The organism is Streptomyces sp. NPDC101227, assembly GCF_044767545.1.
Taxonomy (GTDB): Bacteria; Actinomycetota; Actinomycetes; order Streptomycetales; family Streptomycetaceae; genus Streptomyces.
Window position 1 is genome coordinate 330,359 of the sequence record NZ_JBIWOD010000008.1, and the last position, 16,886, is coordinate 347,244.

General features: G+C 68.7%; 14 protein-coding genes. 9 read left to right on the forward strand and 5 right to left on the reverse strand.

Annotated elements, in window-relative coordinates; translation table 11 throughout:
• Nucleotides 1-104 precede the first annotated feature (104 nt).
• From ACIRPT_RS21475 to ACIRPT_RS21515, 9 genes are all read left to right on the forward strand, one after another.
• The gene (locus ACIRPT_RS21475) at nt 105-4,151 is read left to right on the forward strand and encodes a hypothetical protein (protein ID WP_403829300.1); all 4,047 of its coding nucleotides are present in this window, start codon (nt 105-107) and stop codon (nt 4,149-4,151) included.
• Nucleotides 4,138-5,079 (forward strand): hypothetical protein, encoded by a 942-nt coding sequence (locus ACIRPT_RS21480; RefSeq protein WP_403829302.1) that lies wholly within the window; start codon nt 4,138-4,140, stop codon nt 5,077-5,079. Before ACIRPT_RS21475 ends, ACIRPT_RS21480 begins: the two co-directional genes overlap by 14 nt.
• A 119-nt stretch (nt 5,080-5,198) precedes the next feature.
• Nucleotides 5,199-6,176 carry a hypothetical protein gene (locus ACIRPT_RS21485; RefSeq protein WP_403829304.1) on the forward strand — a complete coding sequence of 326 codons (978 nt, stop codon included), beginning with the start codon at nt 5,199-5,201 and terminating at the stop codon, nt 6,174-6,176.
• Complete coding sequence (locus ACIRPT_RS21490; RefSeq protein ID WP_403829306.1) at nt 6,176-7,375, forward strand: hypothetical protein; 1,200 nt, start codon at nt 6,176-6,178, stop codon at nt 7,373-7,375. The genes ACIRPT_RS21485 and ACIRPT_RS21490 overlap by 1 nt, the downstream gene beginning before the upstream one ends.
• 53 nt (nt 7,376-7,428) lie before the next feature.
• Complete coding sequence (locus ACIRPT_RS21495; protein WP_403829309.1) at nt 7,429-8,928, forward strand: hypothetical protein; 1,500 nt, start codon at nt 7,429-7,431, stop codon at nt 8,926-8,928.
• Nucleotide 8,929: 1 nt separating this feature from the next.
• On the forward strand, nt 8,930-9,130 hold the full coding sequence (locus ACIRPT_RS21500; protein ID WP_403829312.1) for a hypothetical protein: 201 nt from the start codon (nt 8,930-8,932) through the stop codon (nt 9,128-9,130).
• Between the two features lie 128 nt (nt 9,131-9,258).
• Nucleotides 9,259-9,669 (forward strand): hypothetical protein, encoded by a 411-nt coding sequence (locus ACIRPT_RS21505; RefSeq protein WP_403829314.1) that lies wholly within the window; start codon nt 9,259-9,261, stop codon nt 9,667-9,669.
• Nucleotides 9,670-9,745: 76 nt separating this feature from the next.
• Nucleotides 9,746-10,066, forward strand: a complete 321-nt coding sequence (locus ACIRPT_RS21510; RefSeq protein ID WP_403829317.1) for a hypothetical protein — start codon at nt 9,746-9,748, stop codon at nt 10,064-10,066.
• 319 nt (nt 10,067-10,385) lie between these two features.
• A complete protein-coding gene (locus ACIRPT_RS21515) occupies nt 10,386-11,219 on the forward strand; it encodes a hypothetical protein (protein WP_403829320.1) in 834 nt (277 codons plus the stop codon).
• 560 nt (nt 11,220-11,779) lie between these two features.
• On the opposite strand, the gene ACIRPT_RS21520 is transcribed toward ACIRPT_RS21515, so the two are convergent.
• The 5 genes from ACIRPT_RS21520 to ACIRPT_RS21540 all read right to left on the reverse strand — a co-directional run bounded on the left by ACIRPT_RS21520 (nt 11,780) and on the right by ACIRPT_RS21540 (nt 16,862).
• Nucleotides 11,780-13,384 carry a hypothetical protein gene (locus ACIRPT_RS21520; RefSeq protein WP_403829322.1) on the reverse strand — a complete coding sequence of 535 codons (1,605 nt, stop codon included), beginning with the start codon at nt 13,382-13,384 and terminating at the stop codon, nt 11,780-11,782.
• A 251-nt stretch (nt 13,385-13,635) separates the two neighbouring features.
• Entirely contained in the window at nt 13,636-14,631 is a 996-nt protein-coding gene (locus ACIRPT_RS21525) for a hypothetical protein (RefSeq protein WP_403829325.1), read from the reverse strand.
• A 131-nt stretch (nt 14,632-14,762) separates the two neighbouring features.
• Entirely contained in the window at nt 14,763-15,560 is a 798-nt protein-coding gene (locus ACIRPT_RS21530) for a hypothetical protein (protein WP_403829328.1), read from the reverse strand.
• Between the two features lie 19 nt (nt 15,561-15,579).
• Nucleotides 15,580-16,578, reverse strand: a complete 999-nt coding sequence (locus ACIRPT_RS21535; protein ID WP_403829330.1) for a hypothetical protein — start codon at nt 16,576-16,578, stop codon at nt 15,580-15,582.
• A complete protein-coding gene (locus tag ACIRPT_RS21540; RefSeq protein WP_403829333.1) occupies nt 16,575-16,862 on the reverse strand; it encodes a FaeA/PapI family transcriptional regulator in 288 nt (95 codons plus the stop codon). The genes ACIRPT_RS21535 and ACIRPT_RS21540 overlap by 4 nt, the downstream gene beginning before the upstream one ends.
• Between the last annotated feature and the right edge of the window lie 24 nt (nt 16,863-16,886).

Genomic DNA, 16,886 nt, shown 5'->3' on the forward strand with positions numbered 1-16,886 from the left:
CGACGCCGCTCCCCAGCGGCCCGGCGCGCAGCCGCAGCCCGCCCCCAAGCTCACGGGACACCGCCAGATGCTCGCGGCCGCGATGCAGAGAGGAATGGTCCGCAGTGGCTGAGGGCCTGCAGGCCGGCCGCCTTGACGTGCCGGTCGTCGCCGACCTCGCCGGGTTCGCACGCGACCTGCGCACGAAGGTCGGGACGGCAGCCGAGGGCCTGGCCGTGAAGGTCAAACTCAAGGTCGACTCCAAGGGCCTGCGCAAGAAGCTCGAGACCGCGGTCAAAGAGGCATCGAAGGGCGTCAGCGCCAAGGTCAAGATCAAGGTCGACGACCAGCGCCTCCGCACGGAGCTGGACAACATCGCGCGGCTCATTGCCAATACAGACGTCCGCGTGCCCGTCCAGCCTGACGGCGACTCCGACAGCCACAGCCGCAGCGGGGGCCTGCTCTCCGGCGTCCGCGACCTGATCCGCGGCGCGCAGGGCGAAGCTGACCGCACCCCGGTCAACGTGCCGGTGCAGATGCGGCTCCCGCGCCGCCGCGGGTCGCTGCGGATGCTCGGTATCGGCTCGCTTCTCTCCCTCGCCCAGCCTGCCGTCGCCGTGCTCACCCAGTACGGCGCCGGGCTGACCGCGCTCGTCTCCGCAGCTGCGCCAGCCGTCGGCGTCCTCGGTGCGATACCCGGGCTGATCGTCGCGGCCGGCACCGCGGCGATCGTCGGGAAGGTTGCCTTCGGCGGGTTCGGCGAGGCCCTGAAGCAGACCCTCAAGGCCCAGCAGCAGGCCGCCTCCGGGGCCAAGCAGACCAAGGCCCAGCAACAGGCCCTGGCGCAGTCCCTCAACGGGCTGTCCGGCTCCGCCCGCAAGAGCGTGACGACGGTCGCGTCCCTGAGCGGCGCATGGCGCAAGATGCGCCAGTCCGTGCAGGAACGTTTCTTCTCGCAGGTCGCGGACGAGATCAAACCGCTGTCGTCCGCGGTGCTTCCTCTCCTGAAGGACTCGCTCGGCGACACCGCTGGCCAGATGGGCAACCTGGCCAAGCGTGGCGCGCAGTTCATGCAGTCCGGCCCGTTCCGCCGGGACTTCAAGAAGATCGCGGCCACCAACAGCACGGCCATCGGGCACATGACAGATGGGCTCGCGAACCTCGGGCACGCGAGCCTCGACTTCTTGGTGGCGTCTGGCCCTTTTGTCGAGCGGGTCAGCAGCGGGGTTGAACGCTTCACGCAGTGGACGCGGGCCTCCGTCCAGGCCGGACGAGAGACCGGTTCCCTGGCCAAGTTCCTTGATCATGCCGGCGATAAGGCGGCGCAGCTCGGCCGATCCACCTGGGACCTCGTCAAGGGTCTAGGCGGCGTCGGGAAGGCCGCCCAGGACAGCGGCGACGCCCTGCTCGACGGGTTCGAGGGCACCATGACCCGCTTCAAGCGGTGGGCGAACTCGGCCAAAGGCCAGGCGTCGATGAAGCAGTTCTTCTCCGACGCTGCTCCGACTTTCCACGAATTGGATCGCCTGGTCGGCGACTTCTTCCGCGGCTTGGGCCGGGCTGCGAAGGACAACGGCGTCACCGACCTGATCCGGCAGATTCGCACGCAGTTGATGCCGGCCCTTGGGACGTTTTTCGACTCGATCGGCCACTCGATCGGTCCGGCGCTGATCAGTCTCGTCTCCAACCTGGCTACCGCGATCGGGAACCTGTCGGCTGCCGGCAGCGGGCTCGGTGTCCTCTTGGCCGCTTTCAACGGCCTACTGCACGTCTTCAACTCACTGATGGGCGTGATCCCGGGGGCGAACACCGTCCTGGCCGTGCTGCTCGGGACGATGCTCGCCCTGAAGGTCGTCACCGCAGTCTCAACGGCGCTGCGTGGCTTCGGTACGGCCGTGGCCACCGCCGGCCGCTCCGCGACATCGCTGGGTAACGCCATGCGGGGCACGCTCTCGCCCGGGACGATCGGCCCGCAGGCCACGTTGTGGCAGCGGATCGGCGGCGCCTACCGCAACGCTTCCACCGAGGGCGGCCGCCTGTCCGGCACGCTGCGCGGCATCGGCGCCGCGAACCGGGTCGCGTCGCGCGCTCTGGGCGGGATGGTCTCCGCGCTGGGCGGCCCCCTCGGCATCGCCATCGCTGGCGTCACGATCGGGCTCGGGTTGCTCGCAGCGAAGCAGGAAGCCGCAGCCCGCGCCGCAGCCGCGCACGAGGAGCGCATTAGCTCCCTGGCGCAGGCCCTCCGGGACTCGAACGGGCAGATCGACGCGAACGTCAGGGCGCAGGCGGCGCAGTACCTCCAGGACGTCAAGCTCTCTGCCGGCAAAGGCAAGCTGGTCGACGTTCTTCGCGACGCCGATGTCAGCCTCAAGCAGGTGACGGATGCCTATCTCAATCAGGGCGGATCCGTCGATGGGCTGGAGAAGAAGCTGAGGGGCCTCGCGAAGGAGACCGAGGGGTACGTGTCGATGGGTCCCAAGGTCGACGTCCTCAAGATGTCCCCGCAGGGCGAGAAGTACAAGGCGGCAGCCGACGCCCTGAAGGGGATGAAGGGCGAGCTCGAAGAGTCGGCCTCCAGGGCGAAGGAATTCAACGATGCGGCCAACGGCGCGGCCAGCACGGGCACGTCCGCGTACGACCGCCTTCAGTCCGCGGTGCAGGGCTTCAGCGACAAGACCAAGGCCGCGGACGAACGAGTCGACAACCTGCGACGTGCCCTGGACGCCCTCAACGGCAACACCCAGTCGTTCCACGATGCGACCGCGCAGCTCAACTCCGTGATGCTGCAGATCGACGACACGATGAAGGGCAACATCGACCGGGCCGAAGGCTGGGGCAAGGCCCTCGTCGACAGCGACGGTCTGGTGGCCACCTCCAGCCGCAACGGTCAGACCCTGAACAGCCAGCTCACGGAGCTGCGCGACTCGATGCTCGGCGTCGCCACGCGTGCCCAAGAGGCGGCAGAGCAGGGCCTGATGCCCATGTCCGAGGCGATGGACAAGGGGCAGAGCGCGATGGAAAGGGCCCGCGCGAAGGCGATCCAACTCGCGATGGACATGGGCATCCCCAAGGCTCAGGCGAAGGCGCTCGCCGACCAGATGGGCTTCATCCCGGAGACCGTCACCACGCTGATGACGACCAAGGGAATCCCGCAGGCAACCGCCGAAGTGCTCGAATTGCGGGGCAAGTTGGATAGCCTCGGCAGCGGAAAGTCGCTCACCGTCAAGGCGCCCACGGGCGAGGCGCGCAAGCAGCTCGAAGCGTTGGGCTTCAAGGTGCAGGCGCTGCCCGGCGGCAAGAACGTGAAGATCACCGCGCCGACCGGCGGGGCACGCGTGAGCATCGCCGCCCTGGCTCGAGACATCGCGAATGCGCCGAACCGGAAGAACGTCACGGTCAACGCGATCATCAAGAAGGCGACTGGAGACCTCCAGGCGATCCGCGACAAGGTCGCGGGCCTGCCGCCCGGTAAGAAGCTGAAGATGGAGGCGCCGACTACGACGGCGCAGCAGATGATCAAGGACCTGGGGTTCAAGGTCAAGGAACTCAAGGGCAAGAAGGTCGAGATTACGGCCCCTACCGGATCGGCGATATCGCAGGTGCGGGCGATCCAGGGGAAGATCAACTCTCTCACGGGCAAGACCGTCCATGTCACGGTTGAGTATTCGACCAAGGGCAAGCCGTACGTCTCCGAACACGCGGAGGGCGGCATCGTCCGATACGCCAACGGCGGCATCCGCAGCGCGGCCGGCCGCGTTAAGGCATTCGCTAACGGCGCCGAACGCCATATCGCCCAGATCGCGAAGGCGGGCGAGATGCGCCTGTGGGCGGAACCCGAGACCTACCCCGGCGAGGCGTACATCCCACTGGCCCCATCTAAGCGGAAGCGCTCGGAAGAAATTCTCGACACCGTCGCCAAATTCTTCGGCGGCACCGTCGTCTACCCCGGACGAGCGCTGACGCAGTACGCCAACGGTGCAGTGGCTATCCACCGCGGAACCCGCGCGGCCGCCCCCCGAGCCTCCGTCCCGCAAGCCGTCAGCTCGGCCCTCGTCGGCGGTGACCTCAACCTCACAATGGCCGCCAAGCCCATGAGCCCCGGAGAGGCCCTGAACGACGCGATGTTCGAGTTGCGGCGCATACGCCGGGGAGGTGCCCATGTCGCTGGCTGAGGGCGAGTGGAATCTGTCGTACAGCGCCAACGGCGTGCATCCCGGCGCCTCGTTCACGTTCGGCAGCATCCGGTCCGGCTACTACCTGCTTGATCCGCACGAGATCGCGTACGGCGACACCGACACAGGCGACGTCCCGTTGCCGCGCGCGGACGGCATCCGGTTCGGGCAGGACTTCAAGGCCCCCGCCACCATCACCTTCGAGGTCGGCGTCGACGCCGTCGACGCCGCGATCACCCAGCAGGGCCGCCACGGTGCAAACCTCGACCGGCTGTCGGCAATGGGGCAAGCGTGGGACGCCGAGGCGCTGCGCCTGCGGTTCGCCACCCCGGCGGTGCTGTCGACCGTACAGGGCGGCCGGGCCCGCCGCTTCTACGGCAGGCCGAGGAAGTGGGCGCCCACTGCATCGAAGCTCACCCGGCAGGGCTACACCCCCGTGGTAGCGACCTTCGCGTGCCAGGACGACACCGCGTACGACGACGTCGAGCAGAGCGTCCGCGTCGACATCCAGCCTCCGCCGCACCGTGGGCTCGTCGGCCCGCTGACAACCCCGCTGACCATGACCGGCGAGAGCAGCGGCAAGGTCCCCGGGGAAGTCACCGTGGGCGGCACGAAGCCAACGTGGCCTGTCATTACGATCTGGGGCCCGATCACCCAACCCGCGTGCGAAGTCGTCGGCCACTGGAAGGCGTCCCTCGACCTCGCACTGGGCGTCGGGGAACGCGTCGTGATTGACCCCCGCCCCTGGGCCCGCACCGTGTTGCGCAACGGCAACGCCTCGGTGGCCGGGCTGCTGTACCGCGGCACGCCGCGCCTCAAGGACATGCGGCTGCCCGTCGGCCGGCAGGACTTCGTGCTGCGGGGCACGGACCCCACTGGGACCGCGCACATGACGGTGGCCTGGCGCGACGCCTACGCCCACCTCTGACACCCGCCAAGATCATTCTTGCTGGGTGTGCAGGCCGTGGCCCGGCAGCACGCGACGCAAGCACCGCGCCCGCTCAACACTCCCCGCCGGTTCGACCCAGCAACCAGCGGAGGAGCAGCATGGCGTGGGACAGTGTCCCGTGGTTCACGGAGGGCGGCGCAGAGCATTCGAGCGAGGTCGCGAGGCTCTTGGCGTACGCGGCGTTCGGCGGCGCCGAGGGCGTGGTCGGCTCCGCGGACCTCCAGGTGAAGGCGCTCAGCACCCCCGCGTCCGCCGTGCAGGTCCGCACCGGCGCATGCGCCATCATCAACCGGGCCCAGGGCAGCGCCTATCAGGCGTACGCCGCCCGCCTGCCAGTCGCGGACCAGGTGCCGATCGCCGCCACCGGCGTCTCCGCCCGATCGGACTTGATCGTCGCCCGCATTGAGAACCCCTACTCGTACGGGGAGACCTGGCCCAACCCGTCTGAGCCGAAGGTCGGCCCGTACGTCTACACCCGCGTGGTCAGCGGCGTGCCGAAGACCACGACGAGCGTGCGGCAGGTGCGCAGCTCAGACTCCGCCATCACCCTGGCCCGCATCGACATCCCGGCAAACACCACGACCATCACCCAGGCCATGATCAAGGACCTGCGCACGATGGTCAGCCCCCGCCGCGACCGCAGGCTCTACACGGCGTTCCCCTCGTCGCTGTCGACGCTCACCTACTCCGACAACAAGTGGCACAACTGGCCTGGCGAGCCTGCCCGCTGGGACATCGACGTGCCGGAGTGGGCGACGCGCCTCAAGATCGTGACCACGATCGCGGGACTGCGGATGACCAAGGCTGACGTCTTCGCCTCAATGCAGAACGTGTTCGGCACGACCCTGGGCCAGAACACGGTGATCGACGACGACACCGGAAGCCAGACCCGCCGCCAGACCGTGGTCATCGCCGACAACATGGCCATCTCCAGCGCGCTGCGCGGCACGACCCAGCGCCTCTACCTCCAGACGTACATGTCGAAGGCCGAGACTGGCGACCTCAGCGTGGACGGCTCCACGTCGATCGTCGCCGACGTGGAGTTCGTGGAAGCCCCGGACGAGGATGAACTCTGATGCCCTCGGGGTGGAGATTCATTGCCCAACGCGCACTGCCCGAGGAAATCCTGGACTGGGAGGTACCGTTCGCGCTCAGCTCGAACCCCAAGCGCGACCTGAGTGGCCCCGGCGCGATGGTCGGCACGATAGAACCCGAGTACGCACGCATGCTCGGCCCAGACAGGAAACCGATCCTGCAAGAGTGGGACACCAAGCTCTACTTGGAAATCGACGGCGTGATCCGGTGGGGCGGCGTCGTCACGAAGACCGCTTACGACGGCCCCAAGGCCACCGTCCAATGCGAGGGCTTCTCCTGCTATCCGCAGGGCATACCGTTCGAGGACTACATGATCTCCGGCGCCCTCATAACGCCAAAAGATCCGTATGCCGGCAAAGACAAAAATCACGACGGATGGGTGGACGGCCAGAAGGGCAAGCAGCGCGTCCCCCCGCCGCCCAAGCCCTACGGCGGCCCCCGAATCGATGTCTACGACGCCTTCCGGAAAATCTGGGCTCACGTCCAGAGCCGGCCGTACGGCAACATCGGCCTGGAGATCGACCCACACAAGCTCGGCGAACTGCTCGGCGCGAAGGACGGCAGCGATCCGTGGGAGCTGGCGTGGTGGGACAACCCCGACTGCGGGCAGACCCTCGACACGCTGACCAGCACCACGCCGTTCGACTGGATCGAGACACACGCCTGGGTCGGAAACGGCCACACCATCGAGCACCGCATCCGGCTCGGCACCCCGCGTCTCGGCCGCAAGCGCACCGACCTGCGATTCGCCGATGGTGAAAACATCGCCGCCATCGCCAAACCGGAGGGCATGGGAGACGACTACGCGAACGAAGTCGTCATCCTCGGCAAAGGTGAGGGCCGCAAGATGAAGCGGGCGCAAGTCCACCGGTACGACGGACGGCTGCGCCGCGTCGCGACCGTCACCGACAAGACGCTCTCCGCGGACAAGTCACTGCGCACCCGCGGCGAGCAGGAACTCGCCGGTCGCACGCAGGCCCTGCAGATCCCGGCCATCCAGATCGTCGACCACCCCAACGCCCAGCTCGGCGCCTGGCAGCTCGGCGACGACATCCGCGTCCAAGTCCACGTCCCCTGGGTCGGCGACGTCGACGTGTGGCATCGGATCGTCTCGGACGAGATCAGCGCCGACGGCACCGTGATCCTCACCCTGAAACGCTCTGACAGCTTCCACTACTGACCACAGGCGCAGCGCACGACACAAAGCACCGCGACCGCGCAGCATCCCGCGCCATGGTCAACTTCCTAGACACGCAGTCAGACGCCCGGCGCTTCGCTGCACTCCTGGACCAGTACGACCGTCGCCTCAAGGCCCTCGAACGCTCCACTCAGGCCGCCCACACCTCCATCGAGGGCGGCGCCATGGACATCTACGATTGCGACGGCACCCTCAAGGGGTCCGTCGGTGTCCAGCCCGACGGCGGCGTGGCCCTAGTGCCGGTCAACACCGACCCGCCACCCACGCCCACACCGCCCACCATCGAGCCGGTCCTCGCCGGGCTACTGGTCGGCTGGGACGGCCTGTGGGACGACTCGTACGCTACCCCCAGCGACTTCTCCCTCGTCCAGGTCCACATCGGCCCGAGCGCCGAGTTCACCCCTGACCTATCCACGCTCGCCGCGACGATCACCAACGTCGCCGGCGGAACCATCACCGTCGCCACCGCCGAGTACGCGAGCGTGTGGGTGCGCCTGGTCGCCGTGAACGCCGCCCAAGTCGCCGGGCCCCCATCGACCGCAGTCCAGGGCACGCCCCGCCAGGTCGACGGTCCGGACCTCTCGCAACTCATCGACCTGGCGGTGTGGCTCAAGGACGAAAGCCTGCCGGGCTCCAAGCTCGTGCGCGAGACGATTGGCGCCGACCTCCTGGCCGCCAATTCGGTCGTCGCCGGGAAGATCGCCGCAGACTCGATAACCGGCCGGGAGGTCAAGGCCCAGTCCCTCGAAGGGCTCCACATCAAGGCCGGCACGCTGGACGCCACGCACATCAAGGCCGGCAGCATCGTCGCCGAACTCATCGCGGCCGACGCGCTGAACGGCAAGGTCATCACCGGTTCCACGGTCCAGACCGGAACGGCCGGAGCACGCATCGTGCTCGACAAAGCCATGCGCCTCTACGACGCCAACGGGCAGCTGGCAGCCGAAGCGAAACTCGCCGACTCCACCACGGACGTCGGCTTCGCCGCCTACAACACCTCGGGCCTGGGCCGCTATTACTCACTGCTCAGCCGCGGCTACGTCCGCTTCGGCAAAGAGGGGATCCCGTACGCAGGGCTGCCCGGCATCGACCACCTGGTCGCCGGGGGAAACATCAGCAACGTCCGGCTGTTCTCAGGGTCCGTGGGCACCACCAGCGGCGTCATGGCAGCCATGTGGCTCATCGGCGCGCCACCGGACGGATCCTCTCTGCCGCGCGTCGAAATGGCCTCCAACGCCATGGACAGCCGCTGCGACCTCTTGGTCAGCGGCATGGTGACCTCAAGGAACATCATCACCGGCACCGTCTACATCACGCCGGCGGCCGCCAACGTCCCTCAGGCGGTCAGCATTACCGGTCTCAACGTCGCCGGCGGTACGCACCGAGGCTTCGTCGGTCCGCACAGCTCGGTCCCTGGTACGGGCTTCGTCGCCTGTACCTCCACGGATGTCACGAGTCAGGGCATGACGATCTGGCTGACACGAAGCGACACCAAGGTCCGCACGACAGTGGACTGGTTGATCATCGGGAGCTGAGATGGGAACTGAAGACGTGGAGACGCGCCCCCCGTCGATTCGACGGATGGCCCAGTGCCACACCGAGGGCTGCCCAGCCGCAGCAGCCGAGCCGTGCGAAGTCGTGCTGTACGAGAACGTCGGCGAGCCGAAGTACATCGCTGTCTGCGGCCAGTGCGGCGAGATCATTACCGAGCTCACCGAGGTCCCCTCGGCCTCATAGGCCGCCCGGAGAAAGGCCACGAAGCGACACAAGCCTTCTGGTCCTGAAGGGTGCGCTCTGCGGGGAGCCGCGGGCCTCCACTGTCCCGGCTCCCGCGCACCCATGACCGATCGACCGAGGGAGCGCCAGTGGGTGGACTCGTCTCGCTGGCGCCCGTACTGACTCCCCTCTTCGGGATGATCGGAGCGTTGGGCGGCGCGTGGCTGGTGTACCGGCAGACCAGACGCAAGAACGACAGCGACGCCCAGGTGGCCGCGATCAAGACCGTCACCGACGGATTCACCAGCCTCCTGGAACAGCAGCGCGCGGCCGCGACCCAGACCCAGGAGCGGATGGCGTCCCTCGAAGCGAAGTACAGCGACCTTGAGCGTCGAGTCGAGCACTTGCAGGAGGAACAGCGGCAGTGGCGCCGCTGGAAGGCCGCCGCGATCGAGTACATCCACGACCTGCGCGACCTGGTCCGCGACGCGGTGCACCGCCCGGCGCCCGAGCCGCCCGACGAGATCACCGCCGACGTCGAGCAGCGCGACTCCGCGTAGCCCAGCGCACGACACAAGCCCACCCGCCACCGCACGCTCTGCCCTCCACATCACCTACCGGAAGGGCAGAACTCCCATGTCGACCCTCGATTCCCTTACCACCGGCGCCCAGGTCGGCGCCCTCCTCCCGCTGCTCACCGCGATGGTCCAGCGTCCGGCCTGGTCGACGGAGGTGAAGAAGGTGGTGGCCGTCGCCCTGGCCCTGGTCGCGGGCGTCATCACCGTGGCGGCGTCCGGCGGCTGGGAGCAGTTCCAGCACGGCACGCTCACCTTCGCGACGCTCACCGCCGTCCTTGCCGCCTCGCAGGCCACGTACGACCTGATCTGGAAGCCCAGCAAGGTCGCCCCGGCGATCGAGTCGGTTACCAGCCCGAAGGGCTCGGAACAGGCCGGGTAGACCGGCGGATGGAACCCGCCGGGATGCTGGCGGGTATCATCCGCACGAAGGTGGCCGCCTCGCCGCCGAACCCACTGCGTTGAGGGTTGCTGCTGGTTCCAGGGAGTTTGGGTCAACCTTTCCTCCTGGGTCTGGCCAGCAGATACCAGCCCGAGACCACTGCGCGCGTGCAAACGTGCCCGGGGCCGGAGAGTGGTTGCTCCTGCGATGACCCGGCACACGGAGTGGGTTCGGTTGTGAGGCGGCCATCGCCTACTACACGCCGGCCGCCGCGCGCGGCGCCACGGCTTGAGAGCAGCGACCAGGAGGAACCGCGGGGATGGCCGACGCGCAGCCGCCTGCCGAGAAGGTCACGGCAGAGGCCCAGCGCCTGAAGGAGATGTCGCACCAGGCGTTCTTCGAGGCGTGGATCACGTACGTACAAGGCGGCACCGACAGGCGGGCCCCGCGCGAGGTGCAGGCGGCGGCGTTCCGCTCGTCGGAGGTGGCCAGCCGTACACTCGCCGCAGCTGATCGCGCCGCCCGCGAGTTCAAGACGGTCGTCGCCCGCCAGGATGGCGAGTCGAAGCGAGAGCACCAGGCCCGCATCAGCGTCTTCCGCAAACAGCTCCAGGAGGCGCGGCAGCCCATCGTGGCCGCCGTGGAAGATCTCGCCGCAGACGAGGCCGAGTACCTGGCACAGCTCGACGACGAGGCGTTCGCCCAGGAGTGGTCGACGTTCGTCCAAGCAGCGGCCGGCAGCTCGCGGTCCGGCCGTGACTACGTCCAGGGACTGGCGTTCCGCTCGCCAGAGGTGGCCCAACGCACACAGGCCCTCGCCGTGCGGATGATGCGGGCCCCGGAGGAGTTTCTGCCCCCGGTCGAGGGCGAGACCCGCAAGGCCCACCACGCTCGCGTCACGCAGCTCCGCTCGCGGCTGGAGGCCGAGCTCCGGTTCCTTCAGTACACGCTGAACTACTCGGTGGCGCGGTGGGGGCGGATGCCGACCGCGCCGAACTACCGGCTCCAGGCGATGCGGCTCCTCGCTGAGAGGTATCCGGAGGAGTTCTCCCGCTTGCGCAACGCAGTTCGGGAGGACGCGCGGAAGGCGCGCGAGGAGGTGCGGCGACAACGGCGCGCCGAGCGGCGAGCACAGGCGCGCCCCGCAAACTGACCGCGCACCCGCACCTTGGGCGCGCCCGATACGGGCGCGCCCTTCTTCGTGCCCGCGCACCCGCACCACCGCGGCGCGCCTCTGTCAGGCCGTGCCGCGGCCGCTCTCGCCTGCTGCGGTGGCAGGAGAGCCGGGCGCGCCCGAGCCTGGCGCGCCGGGCGAATTCGCAGGTCAGACCATGGCGCGCCACCCGGTAGCGGGCGCGCCCAGGGGCGTGGCGCGCCATGTGGGTGGCGCGCCACCGTAGTGCCGGCGCGCCACAGCGGCGCGCGCCGGAGACGGGCGCGCGCCACCGGAAGCGCGCGGTAGCGGTGGCGCGATCCTCCTCGGTGGCGCGGCGCGCACCTTCCCCGGCTGACTGTGGCGCACCGTTGTTGCGCCAAGGGCGCGCCTGCGAAGGCGGATGGCGCGCGCCCTGAAGAAGCCGAACACGCGCCCGCACGGTGGCTGGAGCCGCGCGGGCGCGCCTTCGGCAGGTGACGTGACGTGATGCGGCGGGGCGCGCCTCATCCCGGCCGGGGAGGTTCAGGCGCGGCCGGAGCGCGTCACCTCACGTCACCTCATCCGACCGTGGCGAGGTCGGTGTAGAGCGGGGCGAACATCTCGGCGATCTTCAGCTCCGGCCTGCCCGCGAGACGATAGGCGTTGGCGATTTCCCGCTCGCCACGCTCCTCCAACAAGCCGATCACCATGGGGCGGTGTTCGATCACGTGCGTCCGCAGCTTCGTCATCGGCGGCGGCGCCCCCTCGTCCGGGCCAGAGATCGGCTCCAGGTGATCCTGCATCGTCATGCCCAGGATGCGGGCCTGAATCTCCGCCTCAGTGAGCAGCACAGCCATCACCTTGTTCGCCTTGTTCACCTGGGCGGGCCGCGGACGGGGGAGGTCCTGCGGCTCCTCGGCCTCGCTCACCTCCTCGGGCCGCTCGGGGACGGGCGGCTCCTCGGCCGGGTCCGGGGGCGGCGGCGTCCCCTCGCCGACCGGCTCGGTCTCGCCCGCCTCCGTGGGCACGTTCTGCTTGGCAGCGTGGCTGGGCGAATCCTTCTGCTCGCCGCCCTCCATTCCTGCCTGCGCCTGCTCGGCCTTCGCCTTGAGGTGGTCGAGCGACTTGGTGATCAGGTCGTCGGCGCTCATCAGGCCCCACCCGGTGTCCGTCTTCACGGCCTTGAGCGTGCGGCGGCCGTGCTCCTCGCGCAGCTCGCGCAGGGCGGCCTCCGGGTCGGTGGGGTGCATCAGGGCGTCGCGGATCAGCTTGGCCGCCTGTTCGCCGGTCAAGCCCGGGGCCTGCCGGACGGGCGCCTGGTGGGGTGCGGGCTGCTGGGGCTGCTGGCCGTACTCCTGCAAATCGGCGTCTGGGCGCAGTTCGGAGACGGAGCGGGTCTCAGCGGCATCCTGCAAGCCGAGGCGGCGCAGCAGCGCATCCACGGTGAAGTCGTGGAACCGCTGGGTCTCGCCGGGCTGGATCTCCATGTGGAGGGTGCGCACGCCGGTGAGCCAGGCTTCGCCGATGGCGTGAAGGTCCACGATCGCGTCGACGGCCGCGGGAAGGTTCTTCTCCGCCTTCACCTTCCGGGTGGTGTTCCGGGTCGGCTTGTCGTTCTCGAAGGCGGTGACGATCTCCGCGCGGGCGAGCAGCAGGCACGGGCCCTGGTGGCGGCGCAAGAGCCACAACACCTCGCCCCAGCGGTCCTTGGCCCGGTTCCACAGGTCGGAGTCGATGACCACCGGGTCATCGAGGGTAGGCACGCGAGAACGGTTGCGCTGCGCCTTGCGGATCGCACGGTTGCGCGCGTACATGGCGATCTCGTCGCTGAGCATGTCCCACAGCGAGGTCATTGAGTCGATGACCAGCATGTTGGGCTTCCCGTCGACGCGGGGCTGGTGGTTCACCCAGCGGATGGCGTCGAGGATGTCTTGGTATGAGCCGTCGTGCGGCACGATCTCGTAGGCTGCGCCGGGCACGCGGCCGTAGTAGTCGGCGGTCCCCTCAGTGCCGCCGATCTCGATCCAGTACGTCATGCCGATCAGGTCAGAGCCGGAGCCTCGCGCGGCCTCATAGCTCTTGCCGGTCTTCTCCGGGCCGGTGAGGAGGATGATCGGCGGGTTCGGCTTGCCGGTGGGCGTCCGGCTCTTGCGGGTGCGCTGGGGCGCGGTGATTCCAGCCACGGAACGGGGCCTTTCGCTTCGGGTCTTCCGGGTTGCTCTCCCGGATGCTGCGGCGCGGACGGCCTTAGCTTCCCGTCCTGACGCGCGCTGTATTATTCTAGCGCCTTTGGGCGGAGAATCAATCTGCTTTCAGCAGACCAAGAGGCCGGACCTTCCACGGCTGGATCAGCGTCCTCAAAGCGCCTCCGGCACGCCAGCGGCGGGCGCCCCAGAATCGGGAGCACCCGCCGCGAAGTCGTGCAGGGCGGACGTCAGGATGCCTGAGTGGCCTCGCTATCGGCCGCAAGACCGTCCATGTTCACACCGTCACCGCGCTCCTCCTGCTTCTCCGCGCGGTAGCGGGAGTCGAAGCGAGGACCAACATTCTTCCGTCCGTTCTGCGGGCTCTGCCCCAAGCGGCGGCCGAGCTGGGTGGGATTCAGGTCACCGCGAGGGCCGAACCGGTGGTGCTCATCAGCGTCCCTGGCTGCTTTGTAGATGGCGTACAGCCCCTCCTCGGGCAGCACCTTCACCGGCTCGACCTCCGGTGCCGCCTCCTGCTCCTGCTCCTGCTCGGTCTGCTCCGGTGCCTCGCCCTTCGGACCTGGCGCAGACGACTCTGCCTGCTCGGACGCGGGGGTCGGCTTCTCGGTGGGTATCTTCCCGACGGGCCTCGGAATGGCCGGCGTCTTTCGGGGTGCCGCGGGCACGGGTGCCCCGGTGCTCAGCAGCGCGCCGGTCCCGTCCTCGTCGACCCAGTCCGATCCGGCGCCGCGTGCGCGGACGAACCCCGAGATGTGCAGACCGAAGGAGCCCCCAAGGGGCACCATCGCGGCGACTGCACTGCCGACGACGTAAACGGCGACCTTGTTCTGGGCCATGACAGTTGGGGCGCTACCGGCGCTGAACCACTCCGACAGCGCCACTATGGCGTGGCCGACGTTCGCGGCGATCGAGATGAGGAGCAGGAACGCGAAGATTCCCCACAGCGACCAGTAGTAACGGCCGTCTTTGCCGTCGGGCTTCCGCTTGCGGATGCTGGTGACGGCGCCGGCGTTGAAGGCCAAGAGGAGTTCCAGGGACCCGGCCATCGCCCCGGCGGCGAAGGTGGGGAAGCCGATGAGCGTTCCCGCCCAGTGGAGCTGGTACAGGGAGGCGAGCATCATCCCGAAGCCAGCGGCGGCGGCTCCGATACGGAGGTTGCGGTGCCAATCCCGCAGCTCCCGCTCACCCTGGGTGATGGCACGTATGGTGGGCAGCTTGGGCAAGACACGTCCCTTTCGTTCGGGTCTTCCCGGGGACCTATGCTCGTCGGCCCTCGAGTTGCCCAAACGATATAGCGTCCTGCGCCCGGCGTACTTCCCTATGTCCCATCACCAGCCGGTACGTAGACTGCTGTTCACCACTCCAAGGGCTTGCGGGGCGTGCGCCGGTCGGGTCCGACAACCTTGGCCAGGTACGCCCGGTCCTCGATGCGAGAGAGCAGTCGCTCGCCGAGGACGGCCTTGATGCCGTCGCGTCGCAGGTTCGTGGAGAACACCGTCGGTCTACCCGACGCCAGTCGGGAGCCGACCAGATCGGTGGTCTCTCGACGGACGAACTCCGTCTGCACGCCGTCCATTTCGCCGCACAGCTCGTCGAGGATCAGTACGTCCGGGTCTTCGACGTGGCGCTTGCGGACCTGGTACCGGCTCATGTCGTCGGGCCCCCCGTCGGGACGGCGCCAGGTGAGGTACGTGGAGTGCTGCACGAACCGTACGAGGAGCCCCCGGTCGCTGGCCTCGTTGCCGAGCGCGGCCACCGCGGTGGTTTTCCCCGAGCCGATGTTCCCGGACAGGATGAAGTGCATCACATTGGGACGCGCCTTCTTCCGCTTGGCCTCGACGACCGAGTCGAGCCAGCCGCTCAGCGCCTGGGGCCGCTGGTTGTCGTCCAGGTCGCAGAACCGCCACTTCAGGTAATCGTCGTGGTCGGCCGCCTTCATGCTGTTGGACCAGGCTAGAGCGCGGGCGCGGGCCTGCGGGACCGAGACGTCCTCCCACAGCTCAAGGTCATCCGCCTCGGTCGGCGCGGGCACACCGAGCTGCGAGAGGTCGGCCCCGCCGCGCCGAAGGGCCGCGACCATACGGTCCGTGATCTCGAACAATCGCTTCGGCTCACGCTCGGGGACGACGCGTTCGGCTGCCAGGGTGCTCACTGCTCGTTCTCCTTTCGCATTAGGCGGGGACGATGCCGAACATGGCGCCGTCGTCGAGGTCGTTGGGGGCGCCCGGGGCGGGCGGCCCGCCGGTGCCGTGCGTTCCCCAGGTCGCGGCATCGCTGTAGGGGGCGGGTCTGCCCCCGTACTGGGCGGGCATCGGCTTGTTGTTCCGCTCGTCGCTCAGTGCGCGCTGGAACTGGTGCGCCGTCGGGAAGTGAACTCCGGTGCGCTGGAACGCCTTGGCCACCTGCTTCTGCGTGTACTCGGCCTCCAGGGCCTGCTGGCTGAGCTTGACGAGCCCGAAGTACCACCCGGATTTCTGCTTGCCCGCGTAGGGGCCCAGGTACTGCGTGGCGTGCTCGTAGTACCAGGTGGCAACTTCTTGGGCGGGCGTCTTCCCTTTGGCCTCCCCGGTCGACTCCTCCTGTTTCTCCGGCTGCTGGGCCTTCTTCTGCGCGGCGGAGCGAGCGGCGGCCGGCGGGGCGGTACGCGGCTTCTTCTTCGGCTTCGCCTCCGGTTCCGGGTCCGACTCCGGGTCCGGCTCTGGGACGGTGTCGGCGTCGGCCGGCACGGTCGACTCGGGGTCGAGCGAGAAGCCGTCCGGGCCGAGGGTGCTATCGGCGTAGCGGACGCGGAACGAACCGTCTTCCTGCTCGACGACGGGGACGTCCAGCTTTCCGCCGAAGGTGACGTAGTCCTGGGCCCACTGCTCCACGGGGTACTCGCTGACCGCCGCCCCCATGGCCGTCTTGCCGTCGAGGAAGCGCCGCCGCTCCAGACGGTAGTAGCCATGCGCGGCCAGCTCGTGCAGCGCCTTGCGGACGGCGTCACGCCCCTCGCGCCCCTCGCCCCGGGCGAGTTGCTCGGAGCGGACGTTCCAACTCTCGTGCTGGTCGAGGCAGTACGTCAGCAGGCCGAGGGCGCGGAAGCTGATGCGGTCGTCACGAGCGGTCTGGGACTCGACTTGGACGAAGTAGGTGCGCCGGTTCCTTCGCACCGCGCTGCGGTTGGTCACGCTGCTGCCTCGCTCGTCTCCAGCGGCAGCCGGAAGTAGGTGTGCCACGTCTTGCGGCCGTGGGCACCCATCTCGTACACGCGCTGCGACTCGACCATGCCCTCTTTGCGGAGTTCGGAAAGGGGTTCGCGCGCCTGGTGGTTGGTCAGGTTGCATGCGTCGGCGACGTCTTGGACGCCGACCCATCCGCCGTCGCTCTCAAGGGCGAGGTAGCAGTACAGGCGGAACGCACGGTCGGATATGCCCCCGGCGCGCGCCGGACCGATGTCGGTGTGGGTGGACAAGGGTGATCCTTCGGGGAAGGGCCC

Coding starts and splice junctions, on each gene's coding strand:
- ACIRPT_RS21480 (WP_403829302.1), top strand. CDS start 4,138: ATGTCGCTGGCTGAGGGCGAGTGGAATCTGTCGTACAGCGCCAACGGC.
- ACIRPT_RS21485 (WP_403829304.1), top strand. CDS start 5,199: ATGGCGTGGGACAGTGTCCCGTGGTTCACGGAGGGCGGCGCAGAGCAT.
- ACIRPT_RS21490 (WP_403829306.1), top strand. CDS start 6,176: ATGCCCTCGGGGTGGAGATTCATTGCCCAACGCGCACTGCCCGAGGAA.
- ACIRPT_RS21495 (WP_403829309.1), top strand. CDS start 7,429: ATGGTCAACTTCCTAGACACGCAGTCAGACGCCCGGCGCTTCGCTGCA.
- ACIRPT_RS21500 (WP_403829312.1), top strand. CDS start 8,930: ATGGGAACTGAAGACGTGGAGACGCGCCCCCCGTCGATTCGACGGATG.
- ACIRPT_RS21510 (WP_403829317.1), top strand. CDS start 9,746: ATGTCGACCCTCGATTCCCTTACCACCGGCGCCCAGGTCGGCGCCCTC.
- ACIRPT_RS21515 (WP_403829320.1), top strand. CDS start 10,386: ATGGCCGACGCGCAGCCGCCTGCCGAGAAGGTCACGGCAGAGGCCCAG.